14 protein-coding genes are annotated in these 17,116 nt (G+C 40.9%); 6 read left to right on the forward strand and 8 right to left on the reverse strand.

The genetic code is table 11. From position 1 onward, the window contains the following. Positions 1 to 134: 134 nt before the first annotated feature. From ACFQZX_RS11005 to ACFQZX_RS11020, 4 genes are all read right to left on the reverse strand, one after another. A complete protein-coding gene (locus ACFQZX_RS11005; RefSeq protein WP_377115029.1) occupies positions 135 to 3,554 on the reverse strand; it encodes an efflux RND transporter permease subunit in 3,420 nt (1,139 codons plus the stop codon). Positions 3,555 to 3,580: 26 nt separating this feature from the next. After that, positions 3,581 to 4,684 (reverse strand): efflux RND transporter periplasmic adaptor subunit, encoded by a 1,104-nt coding sequence (locus ACFQZX_RS11010; protein ID WP_377115032.1) that lies wholly within the window; start codon positions 4,682 to 4,684, stop codon positions 3,581 to 3,583. A gap of 37 nt (positions 4,685 to 4,721) precedes the next feature. Further along, positions 4,722 to 6,065, reverse strand: coding sequence for a TolC family protein (locus ACFQZX_RS11015; RefSeq protein WP_377115034.1), 1,344 nt, complete (start codon positions 6,063 to 6,065; stop codon positions 4,722 to 4,724). Positions 6,066 to 6,152: 87 nt separating this feature from the next. After that, positions 6,153 to 6,794 (reverse strand): TetR/AcrR family transcriptional regulator, encoded by a 642-nt coding sequence (locus ACFQZX_RS11020; RefSeq protein ID WP_377115036.1) that lies wholly within the window; start codon positions 6,792 to 6,794, stop codon positions 6,153 to 6,155. Between the two features lie 112 nt (positions 6,795 to 6,906). Here ACFQZX_RS11020 and purB point away from each other — a divergent pair, with 112 nt between their 5' ends. Both purB and ACFQZX_RS11030 read left to right on the forward strand, forming a co-directional pair. Next, on the forward strand, positions 6,907 to 8,253 hold the full coding sequence (gene purB / locus ACFQZX_RS11025) for an adenylosuccinate lyase (protein WP_377115039.1): 1,347 nt from the start codon (positions 6,907 to 6,909) through the stop codon (positions 8,251 to 8,253). Positions 8,254 to 8,363: 110 nt separating this feature from the next. After that, positions 8,364 to 8,621, forward strand: coding sequence for a hypothetical protein (locus tag ACFQZX_RS11030; protein ID WP_377115041.1), 258 nt, complete (start codon positions 8,364 to 8,366; stop codon positions 8,619 to 8,621). A gap of 4 nt (positions 8,622 to 8,625) precedes the next feature. On the opposite strand, the gene ACFQZX_RS11035 is transcribed toward ACFQZX_RS11030, so the two are convergent. Continuing rightward, positions 8,626 to 9,177: a tetratricopeptide repeat protein gene (locus tag ACFQZX_RS11035; RefSeq protein WP_377115043.1), complete on the reverse strand. Its 552-nt coding sequence runs from the start codon at positions 9,175 to 9,177 to the stop codon at positions 8,626 to 8,628. A 74-nt stretch (positions 9,178 to 9,251) separates the two neighbouring features. Here ACFQZX_RS11035 and ung point away from each other — a divergent pair, with 74 nt between their 5' ends. Beyond that, positions 9,252 to 9,929 carry a uracil-DNA glycosylase gene (gene ung / locus ACFQZX_RS11040; protein WP_377115046.1) on the forward strand — a complete coding sequence of 226 codons (678 nt, stop codon included), beginning with the start codon at positions 9,252 to 9,254 and terminating at the stop codon, positions 9,927 to 9,929. Positions 9,930 to 9,990: 61 nt separating this feature from the next. On the opposite strand, the gene ACFQZX_RS11045 is transcribed toward ung, so the two are convergent. Beyond that, on the reverse strand, positions 9,991 to 10,461 hold the full coding sequence (locus ACFQZX_RS11045) for an Lrp/AsnC family transcriptional regulator (protein ID WP_377115048.1): 471 nt from the start codon (positions 10,459 to 10,461) through the stop codon (positions 9,991 to 9,993). Positions 10,462 to 10,590: 129 nt separating this feature from the next. Between ACFQZX_RS11045 and ACFQZX_RS11050 the strand changes: the two genes are divergently transcribed. Genes ACFQZX_RS11050 through smpB form a run of 3 tightly spaced genes read left to right on the forward strand, consistent with a single transcriptional unit; the run spans position 10,591 to position 13,605 of the window. After that, positions 10,591 to 11,241, forward strand: a complete 651-nt coding sequence (locus tag ACFQZX_RS11050; protein ID WP_377115051.1) for a metal-dependent transcriptional regulator — start codon at positions 10,591 to 10,593, stop codon at positions 11,239 to 11,241. Continuing rightward, complete coding sequence (locus ACFQZX_RS11055) at positions 11,238 to 13,124, forward strand: Nramp family divalent metal transporter (RefSeq protein ID WP_377115054.1); 1,887 nt, start codon at positions 11,238 to 11,240, stop codon at positions 13,122 to 13,124. Before ACFQZX_RS11050 ends, ACFQZX_RS11055 begins: the two co-directional genes overlap by 4 nt. 31 nt (positions 13,125 to 13,155) lie before the next feature. After that, positions 13,156 to 13,605: an SsrA-binding protein SmpB gene (smpB, locus tag ACFQZX_RS11060; RefSeq protein ID WP_377115056.1), complete on the forward strand. Its 450-nt coding sequence runs from the start codon at positions 13,156 to 13,158 to the stop codon at positions 13,603 to 13,605. A gap of 187 nt (positions 13,606 to 13,792) precedes the next feature. On the opposite strand, the gene ACFQZX_RS11065 is transcribed toward smpB, so the two are convergent. Both ACFQZX_RS11065 and priA read right to left on the reverse strand, forming a co-directional pair. Beyond that, positions 13,793 to 14,449, reverse strand: coding sequence for a protein-L-isoaspartate(D-aspartate) O-methyltransferase (locus tag ACFQZX_RS11065; RefSeq protein ID WP_377115058.1), 657 nt, complete (start codon positions 14,447 to 14,449; stop codon positions 13,793 to 13,795). 176 nt (positions 14,450 to 14,625) lie between these two features. Further along, positions 14,626 to 17,115: a replication restart helicase PriA gene (gene priA / locus ACFQZX_RS11070; RefSeq protein WP_377115331.1), complete on the reverse strand. Its 2,490-nt coding sequence runs from the start codon at positions 17,113 to 17,115 to the stop codon at positions 14,626 to 14,628. Position 17,116 lies beyond the last annotated feature (1 nt).

The following is a 17,116-nucleotide window of genomic DNA, read 5'->3' on the forward strand; positions in this document are numbered from 1 at the left end:
TTCACGATGTTCGTATGTGTGTTGGTGAACATTAGGTTAACGAGGGCTATATTACAACGATAAGGTTTATTAACACGCAAAAGAGCCGCACCAGATTGGTAGCGGCTCTTTTGCGTGTTATGTTGATTTTTGGATTATACTTCGGCTACTTCAAATTCCGGTTTGTCTTTCTTATCCTTTTTGCCAAAGAAGTAATTTTTCATATTGGCGCGGATGATATACATACACGGAACCAGTATCAGGGTAATAATAGTTGCAAACCCAAGGCCAAATATCATGGTCCATGCCAATGGCCCCCAAAAGGCAACGTTATCACCACCAAAGTGAATGTGTGGTTCAAAATGAGTGAACAATCCTACGAAATCGATATTGAAACCAACTGCAAGTGGTATTAAGCCTAATATGGCCGCTGTTGCGGTTAGTAATACCGGGGTCATACGGGTATGGCCCGCTTCAACCACAGCGTCATGCAGGCTGGCGCCTTGCTCAATCAGCATATCGGTAAACTCAACCAGCAATATACCGTTACGCACCACAACCCCTGCAAGTGCTATAATACCCACACCGGTCATTACAATAGCCATGGTCATACCGAAAATAGCGGTACCCAATAATACACCTATGATACTGAAGAAAATTTCGCTGATAATGATAAATGTTTTACCAATAGAGTTGAACTGTATCATCAGGATGATCAGTATCAAACCAAATGAGGTCAGCATAGCACCGCCTAAAAAGTTCACAGCTTCCATCTGATCTTCCTGCCCGCCACCCTGACGGATAATAACATTATCAGGCCGTTTGAAATTGTTGATAGCCCTTAAAATACTGGCGTTAACTTCATTAGCATTATAAGGTTTTATAACATTTGAACCCAAAGTTAATACCCTTCGCTGCTGCTTACGTTTAATATTACTGAACGTATTTGTATACCGAATATCTGTAAAGGCCGAGATAGGTACCTGCCGAATAGCACCCCCGGTTGCCAGATCACGATACGTTATTTTCATATTGCGTAATTCGTCAATGTTCTCACGCTGGTCTTTAAGCGCCCTTACCTTAATCTGGTAATCATCTTCTTTTGTGTTCCTGAAATCAGCAGCTTTAGCACCGAAGATGGCAGTAGCCAGATTTTGAGTGATCTGTCCGGTTGATATACCTTCCCGGTTTGCACGCTCCCTGTCAATGTCAAACACAATTTCAGGTTTGTCGTTTTGTACGTCGGCAACAAGATTTTCAATACCTGCGATATTTTGTTTCTCAAGGTAGGTTTTTAGGCGGTTACCTGTATTAACAAGGGTATCAATATTATCACCGATAATTTCAATACTGATATCTTTTTGTACCGGTGGTCCACTGCTTTCCTGAGCTACAGCTATGGTAACACCAGGCACAATATTTTGCAGTTGTTTACGAATGTTAGCAAGAATAGGCTTAGTATCTTTACCGTTACGGTCACCAAACTCTACAAAGGCAACAGTTACTTTACCACGGTTCTGATAATCGCCCTGGTCTTCATCCTGGGGATCGGTAACACTTTTGGTTACGTTTGATATAATGGATGATACAATGTCCTTATCAGGCTCAACTATTTGCGCTACCTTTTGCTCAACCTTTTTGGTCACCTCATTAGTTGTGGCCTGATCCGTACCGATAGGCATAGTTATATATACATAAGCAAAGTTAGGGTCGCCAGACGGAAAAAACTCAGGGGTTTTGCCTAAAACAGCCGTCAGTACAATTGCCAATATAAATAAACCAAACGTTCCCAACAGCATGGTTACCGGCCGCTTTACCGCGCGCTCCAGCCATTTGGCATACCAATTCTGGAATTTAGGCCATACATTATTTTGGAACCTGTCTATAACTTTCAATAAGAAGAAGTGATTTAGCAAGTACAAAATAATGATCAAAACCATAAAGTTACCAAAGCCTACATTGATAAGGTATCCTATAACAGTTGCACCAATCAGCCATGCTAAAGCACGCTTTGTGGCTTTATCAAATTTAGGATTATCATGCTCTCCTTCATGGTGTGGTTTCATAAAATCCACAGCAAACACAGGGTTCATGATGTAAGCTACAACCAGTGATGCTAATAGCGTAATAATTAGCGTGATCGGCAGGAAGAACATAAATTCACCAATGATACTATTCCAGAATGCCAGAGGCACGAATGGTGCAAGGGTAGTCATTGTACCTGAAAATACAGGAAGGAACACTTCACCTGCAGCCATTTTCGCAGCTTCTTTTATTGGTACTTTACCATTGGCAAAAATACGGTGGGTATTTTCTATAACCACAATAGCGTCATCTACAACTATCCCTAAAGCAAGCAGGAACGAGAATAATACGATCATGTTAAGTGTAAACCCTATCGCCGGCATTATCAGGAAGGCGATAAAACACGATAACGGAACAGATAATGCTACGAAAATAGCATTGGTTGTACCCATAAAGAACATCAGGATAACGGTCACTAATATAAACCCTATCACTATGGTATTGATCAGGTCATTAAGGGTGGTTCGGGTTTTGTCTGACTGATCGCCGGTTACAGTAATATTTAACCCTTTAGGAAAAACGTTTTGTTGTTTTTCCTTAATTAAAGCGTTGATCTTATCAGACGCTTCAATCAGGTTTTCACCTGTACGCTTACTAACATTTAGTGTTATTACGTTCTTGAATTTTTGCTGCTCAGGTGTTTTTAAACGTGCGTAGCTTTCCTGCTCTAAGAACGAATCCTTTACATCGGCTATATCCCGCAGGTAAACAGCCTGGCCTTTTGGATTACGTATCACCATCTCGGCCACTTCATTTGCGTTCTTAAAGTCCTTTTTAATATCTATGCTCCTGCGTACACCATCTAATTTAATAGTCCCTGCAGATGCCAGTATATTTTCGCCACCAATAGCGTTTGTAATATCAGTGAAGGTCAGCTGCGCAGCAGTCATTTTGTTCAGGTCGACATTAACCTGTATCTCCGGTGTCAAAGCACCTATCTCGTCAACTTTTGATATTTCTTTAAAGCCTTCAATTTCATCCTTAAGTATATCTGCGTATTCTTTCAGCTTTTTAAGATCGTAATCACCGGAAAGGTTAATATAAAGAATAGGCAAATCCGCTACGTTGATATCAGATACTGTTGGCTCTTTAAAATTATTATCATTCTGAGGGAGGTCCTGACGAGCTTTGTCAACCGCATCCTGCACATCTATTTTAGCGTCTTTAACGTCAACATTGGCGTTAAACTCTGCTGTGATAATAGATACGTTTTGTACGGAGTTTGATGTTACCTTTTTTAAACCTTTAAGCGATTTTAGCTTCTTCTCAATCTGTCTTGTCACCAGGTTCTCTATATTCTGCGGAGACTGGCCTAAAAACTGGGTAGTAACAAAAACCTTTGGTACGGCAATATCCGGGAAGTTCTCTTTGGGGAGGTTGTTGTAACTGATAATACCTAAAACTGTTATCAGGAACATCAGCACATAGATGGCCGTTTTATTATCAATGGCCCAGCTTGAGGGCGCAAATTCTTTTTTTACATCTTTCATATCTGTTACAGATAAGGAGTTTAATACTATATAGCAGATTGTGTTGCTTTTATCTTGTCGCCATCCTCAATGTCGGCAGCGCCTTCGGTAACTATCTGATCACCGGCTTTAAGACCCGACAATACTTCCGTCATGCCGCCATACGTTACACCTGGTTTAATCACTGTACGTTTAGCAGTACCATTGGCGTTTACATACACATAATCTCCATCTTCGGCACGTTGTATCGCTTTAACGGGTATGGTAATGGTGTTGGCCTTTGAGTAGTTCGCTATTTTTAAAATAGCCGTCATGTTTGGCCTTAGCGATTTACGATCTGGCAACCTTACTTCTACTGCAAAGCTGCGTGATGTAGGGTCAATTGCTTTGGCCGCAAACGTAACATTGGTAGTCAGCGAGTCGTTTGCATCTGGTACAACAATCTTCACTTTATTACCGGTGGCAACACTGCCCGCGTAAGACTCTGGCACATCAGCCTTTACTTTTAATATATCGGCATTAACTATACGTATACCTGTTTGGCCGGGTTGTGCAACCTGCCCAAGTTTAAGGTCCATTTGGTCTATTGTGCCACTGATAGGCGATACAATACGATACATGGCAGCTTGTTCGCGCAAAGCAGATAATGCCTTTTTACTGGCCTGCAAATTAGTTTGAGCTTGCAAAAATTGGACTTCAGTACCTATTTTCTGGTCCCATAATGCTTTCTGGCGATTATATAATGTTTGATTCAACGCTACCTGTGCTTCTGACTGCGCTATGCTTTGCTGCAATACGCTGGCATCTAACTGCGCCAGCACCTGCCCTTTAGATACATGCTGCCCCACCTTAACGTTGATCCTGGTTATAGTACCCGGAGATTGGGGGTAAGCGGTAACGTTGTCCTGCGCATCTATTTTACCCTGTATCTGAATATAATTAGTAAATGCGCCGCTTTTAACATCAACTACGCCAACTTCGGTTATTTTGGCAGAATCGTTACCACCTACCTCAGCCTGTAATTTAGTGATTTTCGCATTAAGCTCGGCCTGCTGTTTCTGCAAATTGGCAAGTTCCGCCTTTTTATCTTTTGGCTTGTTAGAGCATGCTGCTAATAACAATAAAGCCGGTATGTATATAATTTTTTTCATGTTGAGTTTGATATGAGTGATTTTAGTTTAGTTGTTGTTATTTAATTCGTCCGAAAGCCTTATCAAGATCCACCTTGCTTACCAGCGCATCATATAATCCCTGGATGTATTGGTTATCGGCATCTTCAAGCGCTGTTTGTGCCTGCGTAACTTCAATGCTTGAACCTACCCCCTGCTGGTACTTGATTTTGGCCACACGTAAAACCTCCTGGGCTAAAGCCTGGCTTTGCTTTTGGTTATTCAAAGTTTGCAAGCCATTCAAATAATTAACACTTGCCTGGTTAGCTTCTAAACTAAGTGCGTTCTTAAGATTGTGGAGATCATTATCTGCCTTTAAAACCTCTATCTGCGATTGCCTTACCTGGTATTTTCTTTGAAAACCGCTAAAAATCGGCACGTTTAAACTTAAACCAACATAAGCCGATGGGAAGTTATTGCTATATAACTTCTTAAAACTATCGTTTTGGTAAGAAGCTGCATAACTGGCATTAGCGCTAAGTGTTGGCAAGTACTGCGATTTCTTATTTTTTACATCCAGTTCGTTCAGCTTTTTCTGAGTTTCCTGTAATGCGTATTCTATGCGGTTATGGTAAAAGGCGGTATCTGCGCTTAACACCTCAGGGCTTTTATCTAATGCAACATCGCTTAATTTATCTGTTAAAACCAAATTGTTCTCTATGGGCATACCCATTTGAAACTTTAGCAACTGGTAATTTAATGCGAGTAACCTTATTACGTTTTCCCTGTTTGTAAGCAGGTTGTTGTATTGAACGGTAATCCGGTCAACATCTATTTTCTCAACAAAGCCCTGTTTGTTTTGTGCTGTTGTTTGTTCAACCTGCTGCTTTAACTGATTAATATTCGCATCAATTAAACGTAACTGTTCGTTATTGACCAGCACTTGATAGTAAGCTTTAGTAACATTTACATTAACTTCAATTTTTGAGCGTGTATAAGCACGGGCAGATAGCTCCTTATAGGTTTTAGAAGCCTTTAAACCTACCAGGTAACTCCCGTTAAATAATATCTGGTTAGCAGTGACCCCTAAATTTGAATTGTACTTCACACCAAATTTTACAGGGATAAATGTCCCCGGGGCGTTAAAAAATTCGCCAGGTAATAAAGTAGTAGGGATCTTCAGATAATCAGTGAATGAAGCGGTACCGTTTATTTGAGGTAAACCTATACCGGTAGTTTCTTTCACTTTGTACTCGGCGCTCTTCATATCCAACGCAGCATTCAAAACCGAGTTTTGATGCTGATACGCATAGTTCACGGCATCCTGTACAGAAAAACTGTACGTTTGCGGCACGGGCTGCGTTTGTGAAAACCCGGTAAGGGCTGCCGTTAAGCAAATTAGTAGGGTTAGTATTTGTTTCATTCGTGTGTTTAGATATATGATGGATTTATTGTTTGCATGTATTTTAAAACAAATCAATTTCTTTGGTTGACAACCGTATGTCAGCAATTAAGCCTCTTTTAAAAATTTACTTTGCCCCGTATTTGCCTCTTTGTACTGATCAAGCAGTTTATGCCCTTCCAGTGTACATATACCATAGTTAAAATGCTCAAGTAACTGATATTGCACTTTCCATGGGCTGAACTGGGCAACCGGGAAAATAACCGTATTAAACCCCATTTCAACCTGATTAACCCTCATTTTCGCCATGATCTTTACATCGAGATCTGAGCGGATAAAACCTTGTTTAATCCCTTTTATCAAAAGTTCTTCCAGGGTTTTAACCAATACCTCAGATTTAAACCGTTGAAACTCCGCCCATGCATCCGGGTGATACTTTTGCATATCGTGTATCACAATGGGATTAATGCGCCCGAAGATCTCTTCAGAACATTTCATCATATTGATCATCTCCTCAATTACATTCAAAGATGTGCTGATGATATTGTTCATCTGCTCTTCATCCTCTGCCAGTTTTTTCTTGACCAGCGCCATTACCAGATCATTCTTATCATTTAAAAAATGATAAATGGTTTTTTTCGACATTCCTAAATGCCGGGCAATGTCATCCATAGTGACACTTTTGATGCCGGCCTGCATAAACAACTCTTCGGCACCTATAATTATTCTATCAATTTGACCGTTTGACATTTCGGGTCAAAACTAAGGAAACAATTTTAGATTTCAAAGTTTCCATTTTAAATTACTCATCCCTTAACACCTCGTTTTCAACATTTGTCTATCTTTGCAAAAAATTTATTCGATGGAATTAAATTCCCTTACCTCTATTTCTCCTGTCGACGGCAGATACCGTAACTCAACATTGCCTCTTGCACTCTACTTTTCTGAATTCGCATTAATTAAGTACCGGGTTTATGTTGAGATAGAATATTTCATAGCTCTTACTCAACTACCTGTGCCTCAGCTTCAGGATTTTGATAGCGCTAAAGCTGAAAAGTTACGCGACATATACATAAATTTCACCGAGGCGGATGCTGAAGCTATTAAAGAGATTGAAAAAACTACTAATCATGATGTAAAGGCTGTTGAATATTTTATAAAAGGGGAATTTGATAAGCTTGGCCTTCAGAAATATAAGGAGTTTATCCATTTCGGGCTTACATCTCAGGATATTAACAATACGGCTATCCCATACTCTTTTAAGGCTGCGTTAAAAGAAGTTTATTATCCGGAACTGGAGGAGCTGATTGAAAAGCTAAGGGAATATGTAAATGAATGGGAAAATGTATCAATGCTTGCTCATACGCATGGACAGCCGGCATCTCCTACCCGTTTAGGGAAAGAAATAAATGTTTTTGTTGAGCGCCTGGAAAAACAACTGGAATTGTTAAAAGCTGTACCTGACGCCGCTAAGTTTGGTGGCGCTACCGGCAATTTCAATGCGCATCATGTAGCCTACCCGGGTATTGACTGGAAAGCATTTGGTAATCATTTTGTAAATAATGTTTTAGGACTTAGTCGTTCGCAGTACACCACCCAAATTGAGCACTATGATAATTTTGCAGCTCAATGCGATGCTTTAAAACGCATCAATAATATTATTATTGACCTTGACCGGGATATTTGGACCTACATCAGCATGAATTTTTTTAAGCAAAAAATCAAAGCAGGTGAAGTGGGCTCATCTGCTATGCCGCACAAGGTGAACCCTATTGATTTTGAAAACAGCGAAGGTAACCTGGGCATTGCAAATGCTTTATTTGAACACCTTGCGGCCAAACTACCAATCTCACGTTTACAACGCGACCTTACCGATTCTACCGTATTGCGCAATATTGGCGTACCTGTGGCGCATACGCTGATAGCATTTAAATCTACCTTGAGGGGCTTAAACAAACTACTACTTAACGAGGCCGCTATAAACGCAAGTTTAGAGGCTAACTGGGCGGTAGTTGCAGAAGCTATACAGACTATTTTACGCCGGGAAGGGTACCCAAACCCATATGAGGCCTTAAAAGAACTTACCCGTACCAATACAGGTGTAAATGCTGAAACCATTGCTGGCTTTGTAGATAATTTAGAGATAAGTGACAATGTAAAACAGGAGATAAAACAAATAACTCCTCAAAATTACACCGGCATTTTTTAAGATTTGGCATTACTTGCCAACAACTCTTAACAAAAACATAAAGTACATAAAACTTTCAATTAATAGTAGTTGTTCAATTTTATACCGTACACTCTATTAAATGAAAGTTTATGACAAACTCTATTCTTGAAATAACAGAAAACGAATATCTTATAAAATTAAACCGAAGTAATTTCGACCTGTCATTCATTCGCAGCCTGTTAAAAATAGTTGAGGTATCTGAACCTGCAGAAACAAAAAAACAGGAAAGGTATGCAGATGACTATAACTATACACCTGCAGAAATGCATATAGTTGACAGGCATATCGAGCCAAGCCAAAGCCACTCATCAGAGCCTGAATATTTCAGTAAGCTTGACGAGAAATAAGCTGTCAGAATTTTTGGCGGAAGCCACGCACAACCTGTTGCTTGTCCATCTGCCCCATTTGCGCCTTCATCATCTTGATCTGATCGGCAAGCAGCTTGTTTTTATCATCTTTAGCCGCCTCTTTAATATACATTTCTGCCTCACGCTTGTTACGTTTAGCCATGGATATACCAGCCAGGCTTAATTTGGCTAAAGCCGTATTGTGCGACATACTCATGCCCAGTGATAAAGCTTTCTTAAAGTACTTTTCGGCCTTTAAAGGCGCCTTGCGCGACTCTATTAAACCGATAAGCAGGTTATAATAACCCCACTGGCCTTTGTGCAATTGTTTTTCGTAGTCTGTTATTTTGCCAAGAAACTCTTCGGCCTTGTCTGATTTCTCTTTGCGCAGATAAAACTGTGCAATAAGCATATTTTCGTTAAAAAAGAAGGTAAGCAGTGTTAATCCACCAATCAGAAATACAGGAATCCCCCATCCCCAAAAGCCAAAGCCGCACAGTGTAACCCCTGCGCCCATTATAACACATGCAATAATTAACCTAACTATATTTGACATAATTTGTATTACTATAAAAACAGTGTGCAAATATCGTTATTTGTAGGCTAAATAAATCATTGTATATAATATTTATGGCTGGAGAATTAGATAAATCATGGATGTATGTTTTGGGGGATGAATTTCAGAAAACGTACATGCTTGAGCTTAAAACATTTTTACAACAGGAAAAAGCCGCCGGGCATATCATATATCCAAAAAATACTGAAATATTTAATGCATTTAACACTACCCCCTTTGATAAGGTAAAAGTAGTTATACTTGGGCAAGACCCTTACCCGGGCGTAGGCCAGGCACATGGGCTATCATTTTCAGTACAAAAAGGCGTCGCCATACCCCGTTCGCTTGTTAACATTTATAAAGAACTAAGTACTGATATCCCTGGCTTTAAAATACCGGGCCATGGCAACCTGGTAAAATGGGCCGAGCAAGGAGTATTACTATTGAATGCAACACTTACGTTGCGCGCAGGTGAGTCAAACTCGCACTCCAAGAAAGGATGGGAAAAATTTACAGATGCCGCTATCAAAGCCATATCTGAAAAGAAAAGTGGCGTAGTGTTTATTTTATGGGGAGCGTACGCGCAATCAAAAATACCGCTGATAGATGCCAGTAAACATTTTATTCTAAAATCGGTGCATCCATCGCCGTTATCTGTAGAGCGTGGCTTTTGGGGATCTAAGCCTTTCTCGAAAACCAACGAGTATCTGATCAAAGTGGGCAAAGAGCCTATTGACTGGCAAATAGAGTAAATATGCAGGGCTATAAACAAAATGTGCAAATGAAATGATCATTTGCACATCTGCATATTGATTAATATTCCAAAGGGATAATTGGCTCTTTTTTGCTGGTGCTCATGATCATCATGGTTTGGAAGGTTTTAACGACCGTAATCCGGCTGATCTTTTCCATGATCAATTGTTCGTACGATTTGATGTCTCGCACGTAAACTTTCAGCAAAAAGTCGCATTGGCCGGTAACATGATGGCATTCGGTTACTTCTTTTATACTTTTTATTTCATCCAAAAACGTCTGAATGGTATTTTTCTGATGAAAATCAAGCGATATCTGTATAAAAGTTTTGATACCTAATCCCAGCTTCTCCTCATCTACCAGAGCATGGTAGCTTTTGATATACCCGGCATTCTCAAGTTTGCGCACCCTTTCAAGAGTTGGCGCAGGTGAAAGCCCAATCTCGTTAGAAAGCTGTAAGTTGGTGATACGCCCGTTTTCCTGTAAAATCTTAAGTATCTGTAGGTCTATCTTATCTAATTCTGAAGCCATGGTAGATGCAAATATATACTATTATAAATCTCACAAAATATAATTTTTTTTAAATAAATCCCCGCAAAACATTTTAAAGATTTAATTGTATTTTTAGACAAGTCTAAAAAAAATATTAGATTTGTTTAAATGTATACATTAGCCGAAGAGAATTATTTAAAGGCCATTTACAAACTGTCAATCGCGACCGGTAATGTAAGTACTAACCAAATTGCTGCTGAACTGGCTACCAAGGCATCATCGGTAACAGATATGGTACGTAAGCTGGCCGAAAAAGCGATGATCAACTATACCCGTTATCAAGGCGTAAGCCTTACCCGATCTGGTGAAAAGGTAGCATTGAGTATTATACGCCGGCATCGCCTTTGGGAATACTTTTTGGTTGAAAAGTTAAATTTTAAGTGGGATGAGGTACATGATATGGCCGAGGAAATGGAACATATTTCATCTACCGAACTGATAGACCGGCTTGATGCATTTATGGGCTATCCCACCCACGACCCGCACGGCGACCCAATACCTGATTGCAATGGTAATTTTAAAACAACGGAACTAAAACCAATATCAGCAATAAAAGTTAATGATTGCGGCGTTATTTCTGGCGTGCGCGACCACTCGGCTGCGTTTCTTCAATACCTGGAGAAACAAGGGCTTACTATCGGCAAAAAAATCGCGGTCAAAGAAATCATCAATTACGATAATACCGTGGTATTAGAAACCAATAAAAAACAAGTACAGATAAGCCGCGATGTGGCCAACAACCTGCTGATTGCTTTATGACACAACACGACTCGCACTCTTTAGGAAACGTACATAATACAGTTACAACCGAGAACAAAACCGGCTGGCGCAAAATAATGTCATTTTTGGGTCCGGCTTACCTGGTAAGTGTAGGTTATATGGACCCTGGCAACTGGGCTACAGACCTTGCAGCGGGCAGTCAGTTTGGTTACAAGCTGATCTGGGTTTTACTACTGTCTAACTTAATTGCCTTGCTATTACAAAACCTGTGTGTAAGGCTTGGTATAGTGCGCAGTTTAGATCTTGCACAGGTATCTAAACATACCTATCCGCGTTTTGTAAATTTTTGCCTTTATGTACTGGCCCAAATAGCCATCATAGCCTGCGACCTGGCCGAAATTATAGGCATGGCTATTGGTTTAAACCTGCTGTTCGGGCTACCATTAATATGGGGCGTATCTATTACTTTGTTAGATACATTACTGCTTTTGCTATTGCTGAATAAAGGAATGCGCAAGCTGGAAGGCTTTATCATATCCCTCATTTTTGTTGTGGGGCTGGCCTTTTTAGTACAGATGTTTATTGTGCGGCCACATGTTATTGATATAGCCAAAGGATTTATACCAACACAGCTTAATAACCAGGCATTATACATAGCCATTGGTATAATAGGCGCTACGGTGATGCCCCACAACCTTTACTTACACTCGTCGCTGGTGCAAACCCGCAAGATAGACCGTAGCGATGAAGGCATTAGAAAAGCAATAACCTATAACTTTTGGGATACTACTATTGCCCTTAACCTGGCGTTTTTTGTAAATGCAGCTATTTTAATATTAGCCGCGGCCGCCTTTTATTACCGCGGATACCATGAAGTTGCCGAGATACAGGACGCGCATAAATTACTGACCAGTATTTTTGGTAAGCTGGCCCCTGCCCTGTTTGCCATAGCGCTTATAGCCGCCGGGCAAAGTTCTACTGTAACTGGTACACTTGCAGGTCAGATCATTATGGAAGGGCATTTAAACCTACGTATCGCACCCTGGTTACGCCGTTTGCTTACACGTATGCTGGCTATCATTCCTGCCTTTTTTACTATACTGCATGCAGGGTCTGAAGGTTTAGGGAAGCTGCTTATACTTAGCCAGGTGGTACTGAGCCTGCAGTTAGGCTTTGCTGTAATACCGCTGATACATTTTACATCCGACAAAAAACGCATGGGGCAGTTTGCCAATAGCATGCCTATGAAAATAGCTGCGTGGTTTTTTGCCATTATTATTGTTGCCTTAAACGTGCGACTGGTAATACAGGAAATTAACGATTGGGCGGGAAATAGCCCCTCGGCTGCTAACCTGGTACATTTTGTCATCACACCAATTGCGGCTGGAATAGGTTTACTGCTTCTTTACGTGTTTATCAGACCTATGCTTTACAAGCACAGCAACCAGCCCGTTTATGTACCGCATGGTATTGCCGCTACGCTGGATAACCTTGAGGCGATACAATACAAACAAATAGGCATTACTATCGATTTTTCTAAAAATGACCAGGACACCATAAGGCATGCATTAATGCAGGGTGGTAAAGAAGCGGATTACAATCTGATACACATAGTTGAAACAGCCGGCGCCCGTTATTATGGTAAACAGGTGATGGATAACGAAACGCAAAGTGATGTAGATAACCTGGATAAATATGTTGATGCACTGGTTAAACTGGGTTACAACGCCCGGGCAAAAATAGGATTTGGCGGGCCAGCAACTGCCATTGCGCAGATTGTAAAAGATAACAAAATTGATTTTGTGGTGATGGGCTCGCATGGGCACAAGGTTTTAAAGGACCTGATATTCGGCACAACAGTTAACGAGGTAAGGCACCGGGTGAATGTGCCGGTGCTGATTGTTAAACCTCAAAAAAAATAATTGCATATTTGCAATCCCAATAAAGTTTAGGATGGAGCAGAACGTATATATTAAAAACAAAAAGGCTTACTTTGAGTACACCATACTGGATAAGTATGTGGCCGGTATTCAGCTTTTGGGTACCGAGATCAAATCTATCCGTAATGGTAAGGCTAATATCAATGATGCTTTTTGCACCTTTATTGATAACAGGCTTTACGTACGTAACCTGCATATATCAGAATACTCGTTCGGCTCATTTTACAACCACGAGGCCAAACGCGACCGGGTGCTGTTACTGCATAAAAAAGAGCTCAAAAAACTGCAGACACGTACCGAAGAAAAAGGCTTAACAATCATTCCGCTTGCATTATTTATTAGTGAGCGGGGCTTTGCCAAACTGGAGATAGGCCTGGCCCAGGGTAAAAAAACCTATGATAAACGCGAAAGCCTTAAAGAGCGTGATACAAAACTTGAAATGGACAGGGCGATGAAGAGATAGTTTTAAGAGAGTCGGGATTTAAGAAACACGAACCAAGATAATTTTGGCACATAGCTTTAATGAGATCAAGTAATTTTGAGATCAAGTAATTTAAAGTAACGATAACATATACCAAGAGGTTAGCCTTATCTTAAAATCACTTTCTTTCTTGATTCCTGACTCCTGATTTCTTGGTTCTCTTTTCCAATCACCACGCTCTGTCACCTACCAGCGGTACAAATCTGAAGGTATCTAACACATGGCGCTCATAGTCATGTTCGCCTGTTTTTAGCACGGTTACCATTTTTTGTGATTTTTCATCCCCTACCGGGATAACAATGATACCGCCTATTTTCAGTTGCTTAAGCAAAACTTCTGGCACGGTTGGCGCCCCGGCAGTTACTATTATTTTATCATAAGGTGCATCTTCTGCTATTCCTATTGAGCCATCGCCTAAAAAGAATTTAGGCTTATAACCCATATAAGGCAATACTTGTATGGTGCGTTCATAAAGCTTTTCCTGCCGCTCAATGGTAAAAACTTTTGCCCCGATTTCCATTAAAATGCAGGTTTGGTAGCCGCAGCCGGTGCCTATTTCCAGCACCTTATCGCCTTTATTAATATGCAATAGCTCAGTTTGATAAGCTACAGTATAGGGTTGCGAAATGGTTTGGCCTTCCCCTATCGGGAAGGCAATATCTTTATAAGCCTGGTTCCAGAAAGTTTCATCAAAAAAATAATGGCGCGGTACTTTAGCTATAGCATTTAAAACTCTTTCGTCCTCAATCCCCTTTTTACGCAGTAATTCAACCAGCCTTTTACGTGCCCCCTGTTCGCGGTAATTATCAATAAACTTGTACGCCATAATACCCAACAAAATTAACAGGATTTAGGGATTTAAGGATGTACAGGATTTGATATTATAGCTATATGTACTTTATTGATTGATTTTTAGGAAGATTAGTTTATATCAAAGTCTAAGTTTCTGGATTTACCATTTTTTATTATAATCCATTTAAACTATCAGACTCCTTAATCATGTTAATATGGATCAACATCAGGCTGTACGATACTGCCTTTACTCAGCCTGGTGGTTTGAAATTGAGTGATAACCTCCCTGATGATAACTTTGGCTTTAACAATAGATATGGTATCCCGCTCGAATTTGAGCATGATAGATTTAATGTAGTAATTGCGTATGCGGTTGATCAGTGGAGCTTCAGGGCCGATTACCCGTTCCCCGAAATGCTTGCGTAATTCAGTGGCCAGATATTCAGCTTGATTATATAATATTTCAGGGTCCTTGTGCTTTACATCCAGGTTAATAATGCGGTAATATGGGGGATATTTGAAACTCTTGCGCTCCTCCATTTCGGTAAAATAAAGGTCGGCATAGTCGTTGTCTATTACCTGTTTAATAACCCTATGGTTCGGATCATACGTTTGGATAACTACTTTGCCCTGTTTACCACGCCTGCCTGCCCTGCCGCTCACCTGGGCCAGCATCTGGTAGCTTCTTTCATTGGCCCTGTAATCCGGGTATTTTAAAAGGCTATCCGCATTGATAATACCAATTACAGTAACATCAGCAAAATCAAGCCCTTTCGCTACCATTTGCGTCCCTACTAAAATATCTATCTTTTTTTCTTCAAGATTATTTAGAATATTCTGCAGTGAGTTGCGCGAGCGGGTAGTATCCAGATCCATCCGGGCAAGGCGAACATCAGGCATCAGCACAGATAATTCATCTTCAACTTTTTCGGTGCCGAAACCTTTGTACTCTAAATGAGTAGAGCCACAGGCCGGGCAAATAGTTGGCGAATCTTCCTTATAACCACAATAGTGGCAATGTAATTTATGGCTGTGTTTATGGTAGGTTAGGCTTACATCGCAGTTGATACATTTGGGCGTATAGGCACAAATCTTACACATCAAAACCGGGGCATAGCCGCGGCGGTTCTGAAAAAGAATTACCTGCTCTTTATTTTGCAATGCCTGGGCCATGTCCTGCATTAAAACGCTGCTGAAATGCGACTGCATGGTTTTGCGCTTGGTTTCCTCGGTTACGCTTACTACTTCAGTTAGAGGAAGCTGCACGCCGCCGTAACGTTCATTCAGCTCGACCAAGCCGTATTTTTGCACACGTGAATTGTAATAACTTTCAAAAGACGGTGTAGCCGATCCCAGTAACACCTTCCCCTTATACATATTAGCCAGGTAAATAGCCGCATCACGCGCGTTGTAGCGCGGTGCCGGATCAAACTGCTTATAGGAGGTTTCATGCTCTTCGTCAACAATGATCAACCCCAGATCGCTAAAGGGCAGGAAAACAGACGAGCGTGCGCCAAGCACTACCTTATACTCGTTATTGAGTACCTTTTGCCATACTTCTACGCGCTCGTTATCATTAAACCGCGAGTGATAAACCCCTATCGAGCTGCCAAAATAAATGCGCAGCCGTTCTATAACATGTGTAGTTAAAGCTATTTCGGGCAGCAGGTAAAGCACCGGCCGGCCAGTAGCCATCATTGCCTCTATCAGCTTAATATATATTTGCGTTTTCCCTGATGAGGTCACTCCGTGCAACAAAACAACTTCCTTTTGCTTAAACTGCTTATTTATATCCTTCAGTGCAGTTTCCTGTGCCTCGCTTAAAATAAAATTGCTTATCTCTTCGTCATCTTCTGTATAACCCAATCGGGATACATTTTTTTCCTCGGCGTAAAATACATCCTTTTCTATCAGCGATTTTATGCTTGATTCGCCCGACCCGCTTGCCTCTATCAACTCGGCTTTATTTACTGTTTTTTGCTGTCGCGATAGTTTGATATATGCCAGTACCGCATCAGCCTGTTTAGGTGCACGCTTTTCGAGGATCACAAATAACTCCTGCAAAGCATCAGGATTCTGGTAAACCGGATTCAGCCGTATATAAATACGCTTACGCGGTTTATAGCGTTCGGCCACTTCCTCAGATATATTGATTATATTCTTCTCAAACAACGCCTTAAGGATAGGCATAACGGTTTTTTGCCCCAGCAATTTTGCAATATCGCTAACCGTGAGCTCGGGCTGCAGGTCGAGTGCCTCTACGATCAAAAACTCCTTATCATTCAGTTGGCTTTTGTCGTATTGAAAATCCCGGTTGATAATTACCTTGGTTTCACTTGCCAGTTTAAGAGCGGTTGGCAGCGCAGCATTCATTACCTCGCCTACATTACACATATAATATTCGCCAAGCCATTCCCAAAAAACGAGTTGCCTTTGGTTAACAACCGGCCTGTCATCCAAAATATCCAGAATATATTTAGCCTCGTACTTTTCGGGCGCTGCTTCTGTAATGGCAGATACGATTGCCGTATACAACTTGCTTTTACCAAACTGCACCACTACTCTTTTGCCTATGGCAATGTCACTGTTCAACTCAAAAGGTATGCGATAGGTATAATTACGACTGATTGCTAAAGGCAATATCACCTCAACAAACAGCGTTTTACGGGCAGACTGTATACCTTCGGCAAATTCTAACATC

It is taken from the genome of Mucilaginibacter litoreus (genome assembly GCF_042676805.1).
Classification (GTDB): Bacteria; Bacteroidota; Bacteroidia; order Sphingobacteriales; family Sphingobacteriaceae; genus Mucilaginibacter; species Mucilaginibacter litoreus.

What these genes read in the sequence shown, in the direction of transcription:
- ACFQZX_RS11030 (WP_377115041.1), top strand. Translation starts at nt 8,364, where the DNA reads ATGACAAACTCTATTCTTGAAATAACAGAAAACGAATATCTTATAAAA.
- ACFQZX_RS11015 (WP_377115034.1), bottom strand. Translation starts at nt 6,065, where the DNA reads ATGAAACAAATACTAACCCTACTAATTTGCTTAACGGCAGCCCTTACC.
- ACFQZX_RS11005 (WP_377115029.1), bottom strand. Translation starts at nt 3,554, where the DNA reads ATGAAAGATGTAAAAAAAGAATTTGCGCCCTCAAGCTGGGCCATTGAT.
- purB (WP_377115039.1), top strand. Translation starts at nt 6,907, where the DNA reads ATGGAATTAAATTCCCTTACCTCTATTTCTCCTGTCGACGGCAGATAC.
- priA (WP_377115331.1), bottom strand. Translation starts at nt 17,115, where the DNA reads ATGTTAGAATTTGCCGAAGGTATACAGTCTGCCCGTAAAACGCTGTTT.
- ACFQZX_RS11055 (WP_377115054.1), top strand. Translation starts at nt 11,238, where the DNA reads ATGACACAACACGACTCGCACTCTTTAGGAAACGTACATAATACAGTT.
- ACFQZX_RS11050 (WP_377115051.1), top strand. Translation starts at nt 10,591, where the DNA reads ATGTATACATTAGCCGAAGAGAATTATTTAAAGGCCATTTACAAACTG.
- ACFQZX_RS11020 (WP_377115036.1), bottom strand. Translation starts at nt 6,794, where the DNA reads ATGTCAAACGGTCAAATTGATAGAATAATTATAGGTGCCGAAGAGTTG.
- ACFQZX_RS11065 (WP_377115058.1), bottom strand. Translation starts at nt 14,449, where the DNA reads ATGGCGTACAAGTTTATTGATAATTACCGCGAACAGGGGGCACGTAAA.
- ACFQZX_RS11045 (WP_377115048.1), bottom strand. Translation starts at nt 10,461, where the DNA reads ATGGCTTCAGAATTAGATAAGATAGACCTACAGATACTTAAGATTTTA.
- smpB (WP_377115056.1), top strand. Translation starts at nt 13,156, where the DNA reads ATGGAGCAGAACGTATATATTAAAAACAAAAAGGCTTACTTTGAGTAC.
- ung (WP_377115046.1), top strand. Translation starts at nt 9,252, where the DNA reads ATGGCTGGAGAATTAGATAAATCATGGATGTATGTTTTGGGGGATGAA.
- ACFQZX_RS11010 (WP_377115032.1), bottom strand. Translation starts at nt 4,684, where the DNA reads ATGAAAAAAATTATATACATACCGGCTTTATTGTTATTAGCAGCATGC.
- ACFQZX_RS11035 (WP_377115043.1), bottom strand. Translation starts at nt 9,177, where the DNA reads ATGTCAAATATAGTTAGGTTAATTATTGCATGTGTTATAATGGGCGCA.